The sequence below is a fragment of the Paenibacillus sp. GCM10027627 genome (assembly GCF_042675505.1).
In the GTDB taxonomy this organism is placed as follows: domain Bacteria; phylum Bacillota; class Bacilli; order Paenibacillales; family Paenibacillaceae; genus Pristimantibacillus.
The window spans coordinates 19,369-35,504 of the sequence record NZ_JBHTHB010000005.1 but is presented as its reverse complement, the minus strand read 5'-3'; the positions used below and the strand labels follow the sequence as shown (position 1 = coordinate 35,504).

The window sequence follows — 16,136 nt, the reverse complement described above, 5'->3', positions numbered from 1 at the left end:
AAAAGTGAAGATACTGGTAACTGGCGGTGCGGGATTCATCGGAAGTAACTTTATATTGTATATGTTAAAGAAGTTTAAAAACTATGAAATCATTAATGTGGATTCACTTACCTACGCGGGCAACTTGGACAATCTTTCCGCTATTGAGCATGAAGAGAGATATAAGTTTGTAAAAGCGGATATCGCCAATCATTCCGACATCGAGCCTATCTTTCTGGGAGGCATTGATGCTGTTGTGCATTTTGCGGCTGAGTCGCACGTGGACAGAAGCATAACTCAACCTGACATTTTTGTGAAAACGAATGTTGTAGGGACACAGAATTTATTGGATTTAGCTAAAAAATACGAAGTTAAAAAATATGTTCAGGTGTCTACGGATGAAGTTTACGGGACTTTGGGGGATAGCGGATTGTTTACGGAGATGACCCCATTGATGCCCAATAGTCCCTATTCTGCGAGCAAAGCAGGCGCTGATCTATTAGTGCGGGCATATTATGAAACTTTTGGGATGAACGTAAATATTACGCGATGCTCAAACAACTATGGCCCATATCAATTCCCTGAAAAACTCATCCCGCTGATGATCTCTAATGCGCTTAACGACAAATCGTTGCCTGTTTATGGCGATGGTATGAATGTTAGGGATTGGCTTTATGTGGAGGACCATTGCAGCGCTATTGATTTGGTTCTTCATAATGGAAAGCCAGGGGAAGTGTATAATGTTGGCGGACGAAATGAAAAAAACAATCTTCAAGTTGTACAGACTATTTTAGAGTTGTTAGGCAAACCAAATTCTCTTATCCATTTTGTAGAGGATCGACTGGGCCATGATCGCCGTTATGCGATTGATGCTAATAAAATTAGAAGAGAACTAGGCTGGGAACCTAAATATATGTATGAGGACGGCATAAAGTTGACGGTTCAGTGGTACTTGGATAATCAGCAATGGATGAATCGAATTTTAACCGGATCATACAAGCAAAATCGTCATTAGATTCGATGGTCGGCTGAACTAAAGCGGGAGGCACAATGTAATGAAAATCCCAAATGTAAATATTTGTATTGTAACGTATAATAGTGAGGAAGACATTACATCTTGTCTTGATGCCGTTTTAGAACAGTCGTATCCGGTTGGGAAAATTATCGTAATCGACAATGCCTCTTCAGATGGAACACTAAATCGGCTTTCTCCATATCTTAATCGTATTCATTTAGTTTGCAATCAAATTAATAACGGCTTTGCCGGCGGTCAGAATCAGGCTATTCGATTGTTTCCTTCTGATTATTACCTGGTTTTGAATCCGGATGTATTCCTTCATAGCGATTATATTTCGGAAGTTATTAAATTTATGGAAAGTCACCGGGAAGTTGGAAGCGCAACGGGGAAGCTTGTACTTGAAAGTGACAATAAAATTATGGACAGTGCAGGTATTGAATTGAAATGGTATAGAAAAGCCAATGATTTGGCAGCGGGCCAACTTGCAGCTGACTGGAATAGCATCACCCCCGTTTTTGGCGTTTCAGGAGCAGCAGCTGTTTACCGTGCTGAAATGATAAATCAAATCAGCTTGGATAACCACTTTTTCGATGAAGATTATTTTGCTTACAAAGAAGATGTCGATGTAGCATGGCGCGCTCAAAACCTGGGCTGGCGTTCCTATTTTATCCCCACTGCCTTGGCTCGACATAAACGAGGCTGGAAGGCTGGAGATCGGAGAAGGATTTCTTTGTTTCTTCGGAAACGATCTTACCAAAATCATATCTACACTCTTATTAAAAACGAAGCCGTAGGGTGGAGACTTGTGTATATGCTTCCAATTCTGGTCTTCTTGGAAGTTGCCAAATTGGTCTATTTACTTTTAAGAGAGCCGGGTCTGTTAAGAGTGTGGCCAGATATAATCAAACTTGCCCCTCAGATGGTAGACAAGCGGCGGAAGATTTATGGGAGCGTATCGGTTAACATAAAAGCAAAATGAGGGTTCCATATATTTAGTTCTATCCTATAATTTAGTACAATATGGTTAAGTCGAATTTTCGAGGATTGTAGGTGCAAACTATAAATGCTTCGACAGAATCAGCGGTTTTTAACACAACTTTATATGTTTTCTGATCTAATATGCACACTGTTTGTGTTTCTTGCCGCTTATTGGATCAAGTTTAACAGCGGATGGTTTTTTTTTATAAAATCAGTTCCTTTTTCAACTTACCTGCTTTGGGGGACTGTTTATTCATTCTCGGCAGTACTAGTGGGATTTTATTTGCAGTTCTATTCGCCAAAACGCCGAAAGAAATTTTCATATGATATATTGAAAATTATTCAAATCCAAGCTATCAGTTTCTTAGGCCTATTGGGATTATTGTATTTCAGTAACGAATCGAATATTTCAAGACAGTTTCTCGTTATTTTTTTCATGATGAATTTAATTGCCATTGCTACATATCGTTATTCAGTTAAACTCATACTGTCCGATTTTCGACGTCGCGGGTATAATAAACGTTTCATTTTAATTGTAGGTGCTGGCAGAATTGGTAGAAGTTTTCATCAAAACTTGCAGCAGCATCCAGAGTTGGGCTATGAGATTGTAGGTTTCCTGGATGACTTTCAGGAGGCACACACGATCGAATACGATGGATACAAACCGATAATCGGAACTATTAGCGAATTGGGCAATCAATTGGCTCAGGGGCCTATTGATGAAGTAATCGTTGCTTTACCGTTGGATGCTCATAGAAAGTATTCAGAAATAATAGAAACATGTGAAAAGTCGGGCGTCAAAACGCTAATCATTCCTGATTTTTTTGATTTATTGCCTGCTCGTCCGTTTTTTGATAATTTTGCAGGGATTCCATTAATTAACGTGCGAGATGTGCCATTGGATGAAATGAGCAATCGTGTATTGAAAAGATGCTTCGACATAGCTTTTTCAATTTTGGCTATTGTACTGACTTCGCCACTTATGCTAGTGGCCGTCATAGGCATTAAACTCACCTCACCAGGACCGATTCTATTCAAGCAGGAACGTATGGGACTTGACCGTAAGTCCTTTCATATGTATAAATTCCGTTCCATGCGCATGTCGACGGAGCTAATGGCGGATACCGTGTGGACGGTGGAGAATGACCCAAGACGAACGCGGTTCGGATCTTTTTTGCGGCGAACCAGTTTGGATGAACTGCCGCAGTTTTTTAATGTACTACTGGGGCATATGAGCGTTGTTGGGCCTCGTCCGGAACGTCCGTACTTTGTTCATCAATTCAAGGAAGATATTCCGAAGTATATGATCAAACATCAGATTAAACCGGGTATTACGGGATGGGCCCAAGCAAATGGCTTGCGGGGAGATACGTCCATTCAGGATCGGATCATACATGATATCTTCTATATTGAAAACTGGACATTTATTTTTGATTTGAAAATTATCGGAAAGACCATCGTAAAGGGCTTGATGAACAAAAATGCATACTAACTGCAAAAAATCTGTCCAAGTTTCAGTTATTATACCGACTCTAAATGCAGGTATATCAATTAAAGACCTATGCAGCAAACTTTGGAACCAGACACATTCGCCCCATGAAATTATTGTGATCGATTCAGAATCGAAGGACGACACAGCAGTATGGGCAAGAGAAGCAGGGGCACGAATTATTTCAATAAATCGTTACGAATTCGATCATGGGGGAACACGCAATCGTGCGGCGAGTACAGCAACCGGAGAGATTCTGTTGTTTATGACTCAGGATGCAATCCCTTATAACGAAAAGCTGATTGAGGAACTGATAAAGCCATTGACTGATCTTGGAGATGAGTCAAATGATTCGTGCCGATATGATGATGTTATTATGTCATACGCCCGTCAATTAGCCAGATCGGACGCTTCGATTCCAGAGAAATTAGCTAGAGAGCATAATTATCCCCCAGCTTCACGCATACAATCCATCGATCAATTGGAGAAATTGGGCATCAAAACATTTTTTTGTTCCAATGTCTGCTCCGCTATAAGGAAGAAATCATTTGAGAGTATGGGCAGGTTTCAAGAGCCCGTTATTTTTAATGAGGATTTATTTATGTCGGCGAAGTGTATATTAGGCGGAAAGAAGGTTGCTTACTGCGCTGAAGCAATGGTCACACACTCTCATGACTACACCGCTATGCAACAATTCAAGAGGTATTTCGACAATGGAGTATCCATGCGGCTTAATGCCTGGATAACCCCATACAGCTCAGTTGGGAATGCAGGTTCGCAATTAGTACGCTCCCAACTAAAAGGTTTATATGCGAATGGACGTTGGTATATGATTCCCAAGTTGATTGTGGAATCTGCAGCTAAGCTGTTTGGTTATAAATTAGGCTTGCATCATCGTCGGCTTCCTAAATTTTTCATAAAGCGAATTAGTATGCATCCACTTATTTGGGGGCAATTAAACGGCCGATCTGAAACGATTACAATACCGAATCAGACCAACACTTTAGATCAATAATAAAGGCTATCCATCCATACAGGAGGGGATAGCCTTTTTTAGTTGCGTGAAGTGGAAATAGTGGTGAGGGGAGAGGCGGATTTACTGTTCCCTCGCTTTTTTAGCCAGCGGGTAAGCTTATTCTCCAAAATCATATATGAAAAATGAGAAGTATTGAGAGATAAAGTCAACATAAGCAAACCGTATACTACAATTATTGTTAGTGGTTGAGTAACGTATGCGTTGATTTTGGGCATAATCATTTTAAGCGGAAACATGACCATTGTATGCCACATATACAAGCTAAAACTAATCTTCCCGAGATAGAGCATTGGAGCAGCGCGAAGGAAATTTGAAAATAAGCCTTGTTGGAAAAGGATTTGAATAAAAAATAGATAGCTCAATCCAGTACCTTTCTTCATAATGCTGCGAATAATTAAATAACCGCTAATGATAAAAATAACTGGACCGAAACAGGTCCGGCTGCAGTGATTAGTGTAAGCCATAAACCTTCGGGCAATTCCGGGATATAGTTTTCAATAACAGCTGATCTTTAAATATGGTAGATCACCTTAAATAAAGCCAACAATCCACGTTACCGGTTATTGTTTCATTTGAGTATTGTTTAGTCATTTCTCTATTGTATGACATGAAGTTTCTATTTCCATATCGATTTGCGAGAATGATGGGGTGATTTAATGGCTGCTTGGCTGTTAACGGGAACGGGACTGCTTGCGGGTTATGTAGCGCAGATTATAGCTATTCTCCTATTGGAGCATAGAAGGCAGTCCTATATGACTGCCTGGCTGTTTTTATCGCTGTTGTTCCCCTTTATCGGCTTTTTTGTTTACTTGATAGCAGGGAGGAGAATGAAGCGAGAAATCGGTGAAGTAGAGCGTATTAATGAGCTTGACTTTCAAGTTAAGCTGGATGTGTGCAAACCTGATGAAATCTTAGAATCAAGCAAGCAGCCTAACGAAAGCAATGTTTCGTTTAAGAGGCTCTATGCCTTATTAAGCGAATTGGCCCCATTCCCTATAACAAGCCATAACAAGACGGTTGTGCTGACAAATGGAGAAGAGACGTTTGCTTCAATTCTAGCGGAACTGAGGAAGGCGGAACATCATATTCATTTGGAATACTACACCATTAGGAACGATGGAGTCGGAAGCAAGGTTCTAGCCGTCCTTATGGAAAAGGCCCGGCAGGGAGTTGAAGTTCGCGTTATTTATGACGGTATTGGAAGTTTGCAGCTGGATAAAGATTTTTTGGAGCGGCTTCACGAAGCGGGGGGGCGTTCAGCTTGCTTCTCACCCCCGCGCATAGCGCTCCTCAATCGGAGAATTAACTTCCGCAATCATCGAAAGATCATAGTAGTCGACGGTAAGGTCGGCTTTTTGGGTGGCATCAATATAGGGGATGAATACTTAGGATTAGATAAAAAATTGGGTTTCTGGAGGGACACGCATCTCTATATTCAAGGGGAGGCGGCATATTATATGCAGTTGATATTTATGTCAGATTGGTTAAGAGTGACCAGCAAACAATTTAGTGAAGATAAACGATATTTTCCACCCATTCACAGTGCTAACAATGAACGTGTCCTCATCGTCCCCGGCAAACCAGGCATTAATGACCAGAAGATTGTAGAGGTGCTGTTCTCGGCGATGGCGATGGCGAGGACGAGAATTTATGCCACGACGCCTTATTTTATTCCCGATCCTAGCTTGGCGGCCAGCTTGCGGACAGCGGCCAGGAGCGGAATTGACGTGCAGCTGATTATTCCCGGCATCTCTGATTCGAAGCTCGTTCTGATGGCGACGTTATCGTATGTTCAAGACATGCTAGAAGCTGGCGTGCGAATCTTCCGCTACCAGAAGGGATTTATCCATGCCAAAGTTCTGATCATTGACGATATGCTTGCATCTGTAGGTACAGCTAATTTGGATATGCGGAGCCTGTATAGCAACTATGAGCTTCTGGCGCTTCTTTTCGACGAGAAACCGATCCGGAAGCTGGAGGAGGATTTTCTCAATGATTTGAAGCACAGCGAGGAGATCGACCCGGAACGCTTCAAGCGAAGGTCCGGCAAGCAAAAGGCAGCCGAAGCGATCATGCATATGCTGTCCCCCTTGCTATAAAGATGAATGAGCAAGGAGGAATATGGGCATATTTTTTCCGTACGTATTGGCAGGTCCAATAGATCGAGGAGGGAAATGTTATGCGCAGGCAAGATGGAGATGGTCAAACGGGCAGCGAATTTTCCGAGCCACGCAATGAAGGCCGGGAAAACTATGACATGGATATCGACCGTATGGTGAACGAGGGGCTTGGCGGCGGTCAGGTTACTTTGCATAATGGCCTAATCGCCGAGTCGACAACGGATACGATGGTAGAGAAGCCAGGGGAGGAACTGAAGGATGGAAACGACCAGAGCCAAACAAATTTATGAATCAAAAGATACGGTAGCCGTTCATTTGGAAGGAGATCCGATCTGGATTGAAAACGTGGATGAAGCTAACGGAATGGCGACTGTAACTGTCGGCAACAATCCGACGAACACGCAAACGGTGTCTATAGACCGTCTTCAAGAGGCCGAGGAGAAATAAAGCTTAGCTAAAAAAACGAGCCCAAAAGACTGGCTGCCGCCGTCTTTCGGGCTTTTTTCATGCGTTTTAGCCGCCGTAAGCTTCGCGGAACGCTTCGCAAAGCCGCTGCCGGTCAACTTCCCAAAGAGCGGCAAGCTCCGAGCTTACATTTTCTTCCCACCAGTCGACTTGCGCTTTGCGGTTGTTTTGATGCTCGAATATCCAGTGAATGTTACCAGCGACCTTTTTGATATACAGCTGCTCCCCTTGATCCATTTTTTCTTTGGATATCCACAGCTTCATACGTTTGACGGTTCGGTATAGCTCGTTGCTGCACGACCTTCTAATTTTGCGCGCCGACGGATATTCGAATTTATGTTTTTGCGTGTTTGGCTTCATGCTGAACCGACTCTCCCCTCTGATTTATAGGTATGCGCTTGGTTGGGGGAAGGTCACCGGCGCGTATAGGGCTGATCTTGGAATATCAGCATTGCCTGGGCATAGGATAGGACTAAACCGAGAGGGTACTCAGATTGGCTGAATGTGCTAGGGTATGTTAAAATGTGATAGGTGATCCGGCTTTGCTGTCTTTGGATCGCATACTATTGGTTGGAGGTAGCGCATGGAAAGTTGGATTACCGAATTTATGGAGCAGTACGGTTATTTCGGCATTTTGCTTATGATTGCACTCGAAAATTTGTTCCCTCCGATTCCGTCCGAGGTCGTTCTCACCTTTGGTGGATTTATGACGACGAATACGGAGATGACTCCGTTTGGGGTCATTATGGTTGCGACTGTCGGATCGCTTGTCGGAGCCATTATTTTGTACTATATTGGTAAAATTCTTGGCGTGGAGCGGCTTGAGAAAATAGTCGACCGTTGGGGCCGAGTGCTTCGCGTAAAAAAAGAAGATATTCGCAAAGCGGATGCTTGGTTTGACAAATACGGGTACTGGGCCGTTTTTATATGCCGCATGATCCCGCTCATTAGAAGTTTGATTTCGTTGCCGGCGGGAATGTCGGGGATGAAGCTTGTGCCGTTCCTGTTTTTTACGACGATTGGCACGCTGATCTGGAATACGATACTGGTTTCCATCGGCGCGGCGGTCGGTGACAACTGGCATGATATCGTCAACTTTGTAGATGTATATTCCAATATCGTTTACGCTTTAATTGCGATAGCGGTTATTGTCGTTTTTGTTCTGTACATTCGCAGAGCCAAAAAGTTTAAAGTATAATAGACCAAAGAAAAGAGGGATACATATGGGCAAGAGTGTAGCGGACAAGCTGGGCAAGGGCATTAGCGCTCAACAATTTATCGATGGCATGACGAAAAACAAGGAAGCTTTTGTAGGTTGGATGGAGAAATTCAGCTGGCCTTCGGCGGACGACCGCGAATATTTTGAATCGCTGAACAACCGCGACGACCTGCGCTGCCTTATTTTGATGGCCGATTGGTGCGGCGATGTCGTTCGCAACGTGCCTGCCGTTTTTGGCGCGCTTGAAGTAAGCGGCATTCCGACGGAAGTGCTTATTATGGAAGAGCATTTGGACACGATGGAGCAGTTTTTGACAATGGGCGGACGTTCCGTTCCAGTCGTTATTTTCGCAGATACAGGCGGAGCTGTGCTTGGCCACTGGGGCCCGCGCTCTAAATATGTGCAAGAGCCGATGGTTGCGTTCAAAGCGGAGAACCCGGATCGCGAAGCTGCGGATTACCAGGATAAGCTTGCCGTAACTCGTCAGGAAATTATGCGCAGGTACGGAGAAGGGCCAGAATATCAGGCCGACGTGGTTAAAGAGCTGCGCGAGCTGCTGGAGTCGTATTAAGATGGCGGAAGCACAGTTTAAAGTCGAGACGTTTCCGCTTGGTCCGCTGCAAACGAACGCATATCTTATTTCCGTCAAAGACGGGGATAAGGAGCGGGGCATCATTATCGATCCCGGCATGAATCCGAAGCGACTAATTGATCGTATTGCCGATATGGAAATCGAGGCGATTGTGCTAACCCATGCTCACTTCGATCATATGGGCGGCGTGGACGAGACTCGCAAAGTGGCCCGCTGTCCCGTCTACCTTCATGATTTGGAAGCGGACTGGCTGACCGATCCCCGCAAGAACGGCTCGATGCGCTGGCAAGATGTCACGCCGCCGCTGTCGACCGATCCTGCGGAATATGCGCTTGATGAAGGTCAAACGCTGCAATTTATTGATCATACTTTTCACGTGATGCATACGCCGGGTCATTCGCCTGGAAGCGTAAGTTTGGTTTGCGGCAATCATCTTTTTTCCGGGGATGTGCTGTTCAAGCTGTCCGTGGGCAGAACGGATTTGCCGGGAGGTAGGGAACGCGATCTGTACGATTCTATCCGGGGCAAGCTGTACAAGCTGAACCCGGAAGTGATTGTCTATCCCGGTCACGGGGGTAAAACGACTATTGGTTTCGAAATGGAAAACAATCCTTATACGGCATAGCGAATAAATGATGTTTAGGCAAAAGCATTCTCGACCGAAAGACGGGCGGGAGTGCTTTTATCACATGACGGGAAAAAGCGAAGGACGGTGCATGGCAGTTGGCGGAAAATACAAATATAAATACGGCTCTTGATGATCAAGAGCTTCATGTAAAGCTTAGCTCCGAGGAGGCGGAAGCGGAAAACAAACGGATCATAGCTGGAATTGCGGCTCAATTGTCGATCCCGGTTACGAAAGTTAAATCCGCAGTTTCGCTGCTGGATGAAGGCAACACGATCCCGTTTATTGCTCGTTACCGCAAAGAGATGACGGGGGAGCTGGATGAAAACGAGCTGCGCTCCATCGAAGAAAAGCTAAGTTATATGCGCAATTTGGAAGAGCGAAAGCGGGAAGTTATCCGTCTAATTGACGAGCAGGGTAAGCTCACCGAAGAACTGCGCGGCAGCATTCGGCAATCGGTCAAGCTTCAAGAGGTGGAAGACCTGTATCGTCCCTATCGGCAAAAGAGAAAAACGCGGGCAAGCGTCGCCAAGGAGCGCGGGCTGGAGCCGCTGGCTCAATGGCTCTGGTCGCAGCCGCGTCAAGGGGACCCGCTTGCGGAAGCGGCGCATTATGTAAATGAGGAAAAGGGCGTGCCTTCCGCACAGGATGCTTTGCAAGGGGCAATGGACATTTTGGCAGAGCAGATTGCGGACGACGCGTCTATTCGGGCTTGGGTGCGCAAGTTTACATTTGACCAGTCTTTGCTTCGTACAGAAGCTAGAAATGCGGATGCAGAGTCCGTATACGAGATGTACTACAGCTATCAGGAGCCGGTCCGAAAGCTTCCTCCGCATCGTATTTTGGCGATTAACAGGGGGGAGCGCGAAGAGGTGCTCCGCGTTTCTTTTGATACTCCAGTGGACCGGGTACACGAACATATTAAGCGAAAGCTTCTGCGCAGCGGTACAGCCGCATCCGTTCGAGAAGTGCTGGAGGCGGTCATTGAAGATGCTTATAAAAGACTGATTGCCCCATCCATTGAGCGGGAAGTGCGCGGCGAGCTCACAGAGAAGGCCGAGGAGCATGCGATTACCATCTTCTCCGAAAACTTGAGAAACTTGCTGCTGCAGCCGCCCGTTCGCGGCAATGTCGTTCTTGGCGTCGATCCTGCCTTCCGCACGGGCTGTAAGCTGGCCGTTATCGACGATATCGGCAAGCTGCTGGAGGTAGCCGTTTCTTACCCTACACCGCCGAACAATAAAGTAGCGGAAGCAGAGACGCTCATTAATCGTTTAATCGATAAATATAGCGTAGAATTGATTGTTATTGGGAACGGAACAGCTTCCCGCGAAACGGAGCAGTTTATTGCGAATTTAATTGCCAAGCGGAAGAGCGCAGGCAAAGGATTGCCGACTGGCGAAGGGTTGAAATACATTATCGTAAACGAAGCGGGTGCGAGCGTCTATTCCGCATCCAAGCTTGCGCAGGAAGAATTCCCGACGCTTGACGTAGCGGAAAGAAGCGCTGTTTCCATCGCGAGGAGGCTTCAGGACCCTCTGGCTGAGCTGGTCAAAATCGAGCCGAAAGCGATAGGCGTTGGCCAATATCAGCATGATGTCAGCCAAAAGAGGCTGGATGAAACGCTCGGCGGAGTCGTTGAATCGGCGGTCAACCATGTAGGCGTAGACGTAAATACGGCTTCCGCCTCTCTCCTTTCTTATGTGGCAGGGGTAAATGCGACGCTTGCGAAAAACATCGTCAAATACCGCGATGAGCAGGGCAGGTTTACGAAACGGCAGCAACTGCAAAAGGTGCCGCGGCTTGGCGCCAAATCGTACGAGCAGTGCATCGGCTTTTTGCGCATTCCGGACGGGGTTAACCCGCTGGACCGGACGCCTATTCATCCGGAATCGTACGATGTCGTGGACAAGTTGTTCCGCGATCTTGGCATTGAGCCAAAGGATATGGGGACGGAAGCGGTACGAAGCAGCCTGACGAACGTAGATGCGGCCTCTCTTGCCGAGAAGCTGGGAGTTGGGGCGCCGACGCTTCGCGATATTATCGACAGTCTTTTAAAGCCAGGACGCGATCCGCGCGAGGAATTGCCTCCGCCTATTTTTCATACCGATGTGCTGCAGCTTGAAGATTTGTCGCCGGGCATGGAGTTGAAAGGAACCGTACGCAACGTCATCGATTTTGGAGCGTTCGTCGATATTGGCATTAAAAACGACGGCCTGGTTCATATTTCACAGCTGAGCGACAAATTTGTAAAACATCCTATGGATGTCGTTTCTGTCGGCGATACGGTTACGGTATGGGTGATGAGCGTCGATGAGAAAAAAGGGCGCGTCGGCTTAACGATGAAAAAGCCCGTTTAAACCTGTCTAAACGGTAGTTGATACATGGCATGCCCTGCTCCCAATGCGGACAGGGCTTTTTTTATGCGCAGCCATTCGTGATGATCTCCTTATCTGCTGCATGTCATTTTGGGCCGCCACATTGCCGCGAGCTGACGAAGTCATTCTGGCAATTTGCCCAAATAGTGAGTACATCATTTAAAGTAATTTAATTGACAATAGTATGTCTTAGAAGTTATACTGTGACAATAAAGTATACAGTTAGATTTTAGATTCTAACAGAGATAACGTGGGAGGAACCAATCATGTCGAATGTAGAAGTGCAAGCGGAGAAAGACCAGAACGTTTCCTTTTTTCAAGTAGTGGAAAGCCGTCGTTCCGTTAGAAAATACGACAGCAGCGCGGTCATTTCCGATGCTGAAATTAAGGAACTGCTGGAGGTTGCTGTTAAAGCGCCATCGTCGTCCAACATGCAGCCATGGCGGTTTTTGGTTGTTACCGATGCTGAGCTGAAGGCGAAGCTTGTTCCAATCGCGTTTAATCAGCAGCAGGTTGCCGAGGCATCGGCTATTGTAATCGTGCTTGCGGATCTTGAAATGTACAAAAATGCGGGGGCGATTTATGAAGCGGCCGCAGCAGCAGGATATATGACGGAAGAAGTTAAAACAACGATGATTGAAAACTCGACAAAATTGTATTCCACGCTTCCGGCGGAGCGTTTGAAGGAAATTGTAGTGTTTGATACAGGTCTTGTATCCATGCAGCTTATGCTTGCTGCGCGCGCCAAAGGATACGACACCGTTCCTATGGGCGGCTATAACCGTGACGGCGTAAAAGAGCTGTTCGGCCTCTCCGACCGCTATATGCCGACATTGATGCTGCCAATCGGCAAAGCGGCAGCTCCAGGCCATCCTACGAGTCGTTTGTCGCTTGATCAAGTCACTTTCTATAACAGCCTGTAAAGCATAAATAAACCCGGCTTATCTCCTTTGAGGATGAAAGCCGGGTTTTGTTTTGGCAAATGAAGAAACTCGCTTTATTGAATAACCGTTCCGCTTTCTTGCTCCTTCGGACCTTGTTTCGTACGGTAAAAATACCAGCAGTCATTCAGCAGCTTAATCTGCCTGCGGTCCTTTTGCTGAAATGCGCGCATCAGTTGGTTGCACAGCCACTGCGGCATACGCATCGTCCTCCTTCCGGCCTAACCATATTGTATGTTTACCATATGGCGGAGGGCGAATGTCCGTGCAAGTCCGGCTTAAAAAGCGTTCCGAAAGCGGCAAGCGATTCAGTAGCGAATTATAATTCTAGCCCTGTTGTTGTTCTTCTTCAAACTCTTTGTACCATTGCTCCAACTGCGCCTGCAAAGCCCGAATTTCGGTCAGCAGAGAAATAAGAGGATACGATTTTTCTTGAATGGACGCAAAGTCTTGCTCCAGTTGATTGATGTAGCTGAGGCCTCCGATAATTGCGATGGTTGCGTCATGCAAATCGACGTTGTCGCATTCCGCAATAGCATATGGCAAGCTTGGCACGGAGTCGGCCGTTAATTTATCGATTTCTTTGTGAAGCCTAAGGTTCAGCGCGCTTAGCTGGTAAGCGTGCGTAGCCGGCATTTCGACAAAGGAGATGTCGCTTTTGGATTTCATAATGACGTAACGCATGGTAGCCATAATTAGATGTGCTCTCCCCTCGGTTGTTGCTGGAATACGGTGTTCAACTTTCCTACTTGACAGTGTAGCTTATACTAGCGTTAAAATTCAAGTAGTAAGGGGGAAGACGGGTGGATAATGGCGAGCTTCAAATATGGGTAGAACGTGTGTCAATGGAAGCATTCGGCTTGCCATTCCGTCATCGGGCTACATTTAATGGCCGATTAAAGTCGACGGGGGGCCGGTATTTTACCGGGTCGCATCATATTGAAATCAGTCCGTATCAACTGGAGGCATATGGCGCCGAGGAAACGGAAAGAATTATTAAGCATGAGTTATGCCATTATCATTTGCACTTGATGAAAAGAGGATACAAGCATCGCGATGCCGACTTCAAATCGCTTCTGGCCCGGGTTGGCGGCTCGAGATATTGCAAAGCTTTGCCGGGCAAGGAAACGCGTAGAACGTCCCCGTACAGGTACAAGCTTGTTTGTATCGACTGTAAGACGGAATATCTGCGTAAAAGAAGGGTTGACCCTGCCCGTTTCGCCTGCGGAAAATGCAGAGGAAAATTAAAGGGGATAGTACTTGACATTCCGGGACAGCCATGATAAATTATTAAAAGTCACTGTTTATTTTCCCTGATAGCTCAGTTGGTAGAGCACTCGACTGTTAATCGAGTTGTCACAGGTTCGAGTCCTGTTCGGGGAGCCAAGTATGGAGAAGTACCCAAGTGGCTCAAGGGGACCCTCTGCTAAGGGGTTAGACTGCGTAAGTGGTGCGAGGGTTCGAATCCCTCCTTCTCCGCCACATTTTTTCTCAGGACTCATCGCAATGAGGGGCCGAGCATCGGTCTTTTTTATTTGCAAAGATACCGTGAGGAATTAAGGTTTGAAAAAAGCACTTGCATTATCGGGGACAAGTTGGTATAATCATTCTTGTCGCCAAAAAGCGAAAACAGTAAACTTGCAACATATGGCCCGTTGGTCAAGGGGTTAAGACACCTCCCTTTCACGGAGGTAACAGGGGTTCGAATCCCCTACGGGTCACCAACCATCCTCATGAAGCAGCTCTAATGAGTTTGTTTCGATCATGAGAGCCATTAGCTCAGTTGGTAGAGCACCTGACTTTTAATCAGGGTGTCGAAGGTTCGAGTCCTTCATGGCTCACCAGTTTTTTCTTCCCTCGAAGAGACTGGCGATGAAGGAATGGCATAACTTAATATGTGCGGTAGTGGTGGAATGGCAGACACGCTATCTTGAGGGGGTAGTGGGTGTATACCCGTGGAGGTTCGAGTCCTCTCTACCGCATACATGAAAAGTCCTTGCGCAGCAAGGGCTTTTTTCCTTTTTAAATCTTCTGTTTTAAGGTTGCTTAATAAGGGGAAGGAAATTATTTAAATAAATACAAATTTCGACAAACGTAATCCGACAAGTATGTTATCTTCACAAAGATAAACTTACTGGGGGGATAGATGAGTGATACAAAGCTTTCTATTGTTAGTGCCGCTAATGCTAATCTTAACTGGTTGTTCATTTGGAGACAGAGATATTTCTACCGTTGAAAAAAGTATGATTGGGCATTGGAAGGTGTTTCTCAATGAGGCGGATGAAACTAGTTTTGGACCAATAGAGTACTATATAAATGAAAATTCATTCACAATGATTGAACAAGGAACTAAAAGCAGTGCTGAATTCAGTATTTTAGAGTCAAACGAAAATGAAAATTGGATAGTGCTAAACCTGGGATCAGAGGAACAGGAAATGCCAAGACGATTAACCTTTACAAATAAAAGTCGAACCACACTTAAACAAACACATTCAATTAAGAAATTTCAATTCGAATCCGAATGGATTTATGTGGATAATAAAACGAAACCATAATATTTTATACCGCCAACAAGACGGTGTTTCTTTGTCCAAAATTTCGTACTGTATCGTATATCTGTAATAGACATTTTGAAGGGCATGAGCCCGGTACAATACCAAGTTCATGCCCTTTAATTGTGTCTTAATTTATTGGTGGAAGTAGTGCTCCATGAATTGTACTAGTGCTGTTTTTAAACGAACCGAGCATAGCTGCTTAAGTAGTTGAGAGAACCGCCGTAAGAATATCTAATGATGTATGTGCCTTGTGTAAAATTTGTGTTGAAATTGATCGTGTAATTTACGGTGGAAGGATTGCTGAAAATATTGGACCGGCTGCTCTCAACTAGCGTTTCCGTTCCATTTACAACACGGTATACCTTTGCAAAGATGACTCCGGCGGCTGGACCGCTAAAATAAGCAGTACCGGAAATAACGAGAGTGCCTTGACCTGTTACAGTGTCCGTAGAGGACAGTGGAGTCGGATCAGCGCTTGCGACAGAAGCGAACGCAAAGAGCATGAGGGCGGACAACAGCAGAACCACTACCTTTTTTGTCTTCATTAATACCCATCCTTTCAATAATAAAATTATTAGAAGGAGCTTCTGGAGGCATGAATGCTGGCCAGCGTTCTATTGAGTTGTGGTATCCCTTCCGTCTCTCATTATACTAAATATGTAAATTTGTGTGAATGATTTTTTCGTAAAGTGAATGCAATTGGAAGTGGAATCCAGCAACATTTGGCTGCTGTGCTGCGTC

18 protein-coding genes and 5 tRNA genes are annotated in these 16,136 nt (G+C 45.4%); 19 read left to right on the top strand and 4 right to left on the bottom strand.

The features are described from left to right. Window positions 1-4 precede the first annotated feature (4 nt). The 7 genes from rfbB to ACFQZE_RS17585 all read left to right on the top strand — a co-directional run bounded on the left by rfbB (window position 5) and on the right by ACFQZE_RS17585 (window position 7,067). A complete protein-coding gene (gene rfbB, locus ACFQZE_RS17615) occupies window positions 5-994 on the top strand; it encodes a dTDP-glucose 4,6-dehydratase (protein WP_379359378.1) in 990 nt (329 codons plus the stop codon). A gap of 40 nt (window positions 995-1,034) precedes the next feature. Further along, entirely contained in the window at window positions 1,035-1,976 is a 942-nt protein-coding gene (locus ACFQZE_RS17610; protein WP_379359376.1) for a glycosyltransferase, read from the top strand. A gap of 84 nt (window positions 1,977-2,060) precedes the next feature. Further along, window positions 2,061-3,467, top strand: coding sequence for an undecaprenyl-phosphate glucose phosphotransferase (locus tag ACFQZE_RS17605; protein WP_379359374.1), 1,407 nt, complete (start codon window positions 2,061-2,063; stop codon window positions 3,465-3,467). Then, window positions 3,457-4,479 (top strand): glycosyltransferase family 2 protein, encoded by a 1,023-nt coding sequence (locus tag ACFQZE_RS17600; RefSeq protein ID WP_379359372.1) that lies wholly within the window; start codon window positions 3,457-3,459, stop codon window positions 4,477-4,479. Before ACFQZE_RS17605 ends, ACFQZE_RS17600 begins: the two co-directional genes overlap by 11 nt. A 677-nt stretch (window positions 4,480-5,156) precedes the next feature. Beyond that, window positions 5,157-6,599, top strand: a complete 1,443-nt coding sequence (cls, locus tag ACFQZE_RS17595) for a cardiolipin synthase (RefSeq protein ID WP_379359370.1) — start codon at window positions 5,157-5,159, stop codon at window positions 6,597-6,599. 80 nt (window positions 6,600-6,679) lie between these two features. Next, window positions 6,680-6,910, top strand: a complete 231-nt coding sequence (locus ACFQZE_RS17590) for a hypothetical protein (RefSeq protein WP_379359368.1) — start codon at window positions 6,680-6,682, stop codon at window positions 6,908-6,910. Further along, the gene (locus tag ACFQZE_RS17585; protein ID WP_379359366.1) at window positions 6,879-7,067 is read left to right on the top strand and encodes an H-type small acid-soluble spore protein; all 189 of its coding nucleotides are present in this window, start codon (window positions 6,879-6,881) and stop codon (window positions 7,065-7,067) included. The genes ACFQZE_RS17590 and ACFQZE_RS17585 overlap by 32 nt, the downstream gene beginning before the upstream one ends. 66 nt (window positions 7,068-7,133) lie before the next feature. On the opposite strand, the gene ACFQZE_RS17580 is transcribed toward ACFQZE_RS17585, so the two are convergent. Continuing rightward, window positions 7,134-7,445 (bottom strand): dehydrogenase, encoded by a 312-nt coding sequence (locus tag ACFQZE_RS17580; RefSeq protein ID WP_379359364.1) that lies wholly within the window; start codon window positions 7,443-7,445, stop codon window positions 7,134-7,136. Window positions 7,446-7,668: 223 nt separating this feature from the next. On the opposite strand from ACFQZE_RS17580, the gene ACFQZE_RS17575 reads away from it, so the two are divergent. From ACFQZE_RS17575 to ACFQZE_RS17555, 5 genes are all read left to right on the top strand, one after another. Next, entirely contained in the window at window positions 7,669-8,283 is a 615-nt protein-coding gene (locus tag ACFQZE_RS17575; protein WP_379359362.1) for a DedA family protein, read from the top strand. A gap of 25 nt (window positions 8,284-8,308) precedes the next feature. Then, on the top strand, window positions 8,309-8,875 hold the full coding sequence (locus ACFQZE_RS17570) for a thioredoxin family protein (RefSeq protein WP_379359360.1): 567 nt from the start codon (window positions 8,309-8,311) through the stop codon (window positions 8,873-8,875). A 1-nt stretch (window position 8,876) separates the two neighbouring features. Further along, a complete protein-coding gene (locus ACFQZE_RS17565; protein WP_379359358.1) occupies window positions 8,877-9,521 on the top strand; it encodes an MBL fold metallo-hydrolase in 645 nt (214 codons plus the stop codon). Between the two features lie 191 nt (window positions 9,522-9,712). Further along, window positions 9,713-11,881, top strand: coding sequence for a Tex family protein (locus tag ACFQZE_RS17560; RefSeq protein ID WP_379360097.1), 2,169 nt, complete (start codon window positions 9,713-9,715; stop codon window positions 11,879-11,881). 284 nt (window positions 11,882-12,165) lie between these two features. After that, window positions 12,166-12,822, top strand: a complete 657-nt coding sequence (locus ACFQZE_RS17555; RefSeq protein WP_379359356.1) for a nitroreductase family protein — start codon at window positions 12,166-12,168, stop codon at window positions 12,820-12,822. A gap of 74 nt (window positions 12,823-12,896) precedes the next feature. On the opposite strand, the gene cmpA is transcribed toward ACFQZE_RS17555, so the two are convergent. After that, a complete protein-coding gene (gene cmpA / locus ACFQZE_RS17550) occupies window positions 12,897-13,040 on the bottom strand; it encodes a cortex morphogenetic protein CmpA (RefSeq protein ID WP_379359354.1) in 144 nt (47 codons plus the stop codon). Window positions 13,041-13,167: 127 nt separating this feature from the next. Then, complete coding sequence (locus ACFQZE_RS17545) at window positions 13,168-13,533, bottom strand: hydrolase/acyltransferase (protein ID WP_379359352.1); 366 nt, start codon at window positions 13,531-13,533, stop codon at window positions 13,168-13,170. Between the two features lie 110 nt (window positions 13,534-13,643). On the opposite strand from ACFQZE_RS17545, the gene ACFQZE_RS17540 reads away from it, so the two are divergent. The 7 genes from ACFQZE_RS17540 to ACFQZE_RS17510 all read left to right on the top strand — a co-directional run bounded on the left by ACFQZE_RS17540 (window position 13,644) and on the right by ACFQZE_RS17510 (window position 15,395). Further along, window positions 13,644-14,123, top strand: a complete 480-nt coding sequence (locus ACFQZE_RS17540; RefSeq protein ID WP_379359350.1) for a SprT family protein — start codon at window positions 13,644-13,646, stop codon at window positions 14,121-14,123. Between the two features lie 27 nt (window positions 14,124-14,150). Further along, a tRNA-Asn gene (locus ACFQZE_RS17535) sits at window positions 14,151-14,226 on the top strand. A gap of 5 nt (window positions 14,227-14,231) precedes the next feature. Continuing rightward, window positions 14,232-14,322, top strand: a tRNA-Ser gene (locus ACFQZE_RS17530). A 167-nt stretch (window positions 14,323-14,489) separates the two neighbouring features. Continuing rightward, window positions 14,490-14,564 (top strand) — tRNA-Glu (locus ACFQZE_RS17525). 44 nt (window positions 14,565-14,608) lie between these two features. Continuing rightward, a tRNA-Lys gene (locus ACFQZE_RS17520) sits at window positions 14,609-14,684 on the top strand. A 55-nt stretch (window positions 14,685-14,739) separates the two neighbouring features. Continuing rightward, window positions 14,740-14,822: transfer RNA gene (locus ACFQZE_RS17515), tRNA-Leu, on the top strand. A 168-nt stretch (window positions 14,823-14,990) separates the two neighbouring features. Next, a complete protein-coding gene (locus tag ACFQZE_RS17510) occupies window positions 14,991-15,395 on the top strand; it encodes a hypothetical protein (RefSeq protein ID WP_379359348.1) in 405 nt (134 codons plus the stop codon). A gap of 176 nt (window positions 15,396-15,571) precedes the next feature. Here ACFQZE_RS17510 and ACFQZE_RS17505 read toward each other — a convergent pair whose 3' ends face one another. Then, the gene (locus tag ACFQZE_RS17505; protein WP_379359346.1) at window positions 15,572-15,940 is read right to left on the bottom strand and encodes a hypothetical protein; all 369 of its coding nucleotides are present in this window, start codon (window positions 15,938-15,940) and stop codon (window positions 15,572-15,574) included. Between the last annotated feature and the right edge of the window lie 196 nt (window positions 15,941-16,136).

What these genes read in the sequence shown, in the direction of transcription:
- ACFQZE_RS17565 (WP_379359358.1), top strand. Translation starts at nt 8,877, where the DNA reads ATGGCGGAAGCACAGTTTAAAGTCGAGACGTTTCCGCTTGGTCCGCTG.
- ACFQZE_RS17605 (WP_379359374.1), top strand. Translation starts at nt 2,061, where the DNA reads ATGCTTCGACAGAATCAGCGGTTTTTAACACAACTTTATATGTTTTCT.
- ACFQZE_RS17600 (WP_379359372.1), top strand. Translation starts at nt 3,457, where the DNA reads ATGCATACTAACTGCAAAAAATCTGTCCAAGTTTCAGTTATTATACCG.
- ACFQZE_RS17580 (WP_379359364.1), bottom strand. Translation starts at nt 7,445, where the DNA reads ATGAAGCCAAACACGCAAAAACATAAATTCGAATATCCGTCGGCGCGC.
- cmpA (WP_379359354.1), bottom strand. Translation starts at nt 13,040, where the DNA reads ATGCCGCAGTGGCTGTGCAACCAACTGATGCGCGCATTTCAGCAAAAG.
- ACFQZE_RS17575 (WP_379359362.1), top strand. Translation starts at nt 7,669, where the DNA reads ATGGAAAGTTGGATTACCGAATTTATGGAGCAGTACGGTTATTTCGGC.
- ACFQZE_RS17585 (WP_379359366.1), top strand. Translation starts at nt 6,879, where the DNA reads ATGGAAACGACCAGAGCCAAACAAATTTATGAATCAAAAGATACGGTA.
- ACFQZE_RS17555 (WP_379359356.1), top strand. Translation starts at nt 12,166, where the DNA reads ATGTCGAATGTAGAAGTGCAAGCGGAGAAAGACCAGAACGTTTCCTTT.
- ACFQZE_RS17570 (WP_379359360.1), top strand. Translation starts at nt 8,309, where the DNA reads ATGGGCAAGAGTGTAGCGGACAAGCTGGGCAAGGGCATTAGCGCTCAA.
- ACFQZE_RS17610 (WP_379359376.1), top strand. Translation starts at nt 1,035, where the DNA reads ATGAAAATCCCAAATGTAAATATTTGTATTGTAACGTATAATAGTGAG.
- cls (WP_379359370.1), top strand. Translation starts at nt 5,157, where the DNA reads ATGGCTGCTTGGCTGTTAACGGGAACGGGACTGCTTGCGGGTTATGTA.
- ACFQZE_RS17545 (WP_379359352.1), bottom strand. Translation starts at nt 13,533, where the DNA reads ATGGCTACCATGCGTTACGTCATTATGAAATCCAAAAGCGACATCTCC.
- ACFQZE_RS17590 (WP_379359368.1), top strand. Translation starts at nt 6,680, where the DNA reads ATGCGCAGGCAAGATGGAGATGGTCAAACGGGCAGCGAATTTTCCGAG.
- ACFQZE_RS17505 (WP_379359346.1), bottom strand. Translation starts at nt 15,940, where the DNA reads ATGAAGACAAAAAAGGTAGTGGTTCTGCTGTTGTCCGCCCTCATGCTC.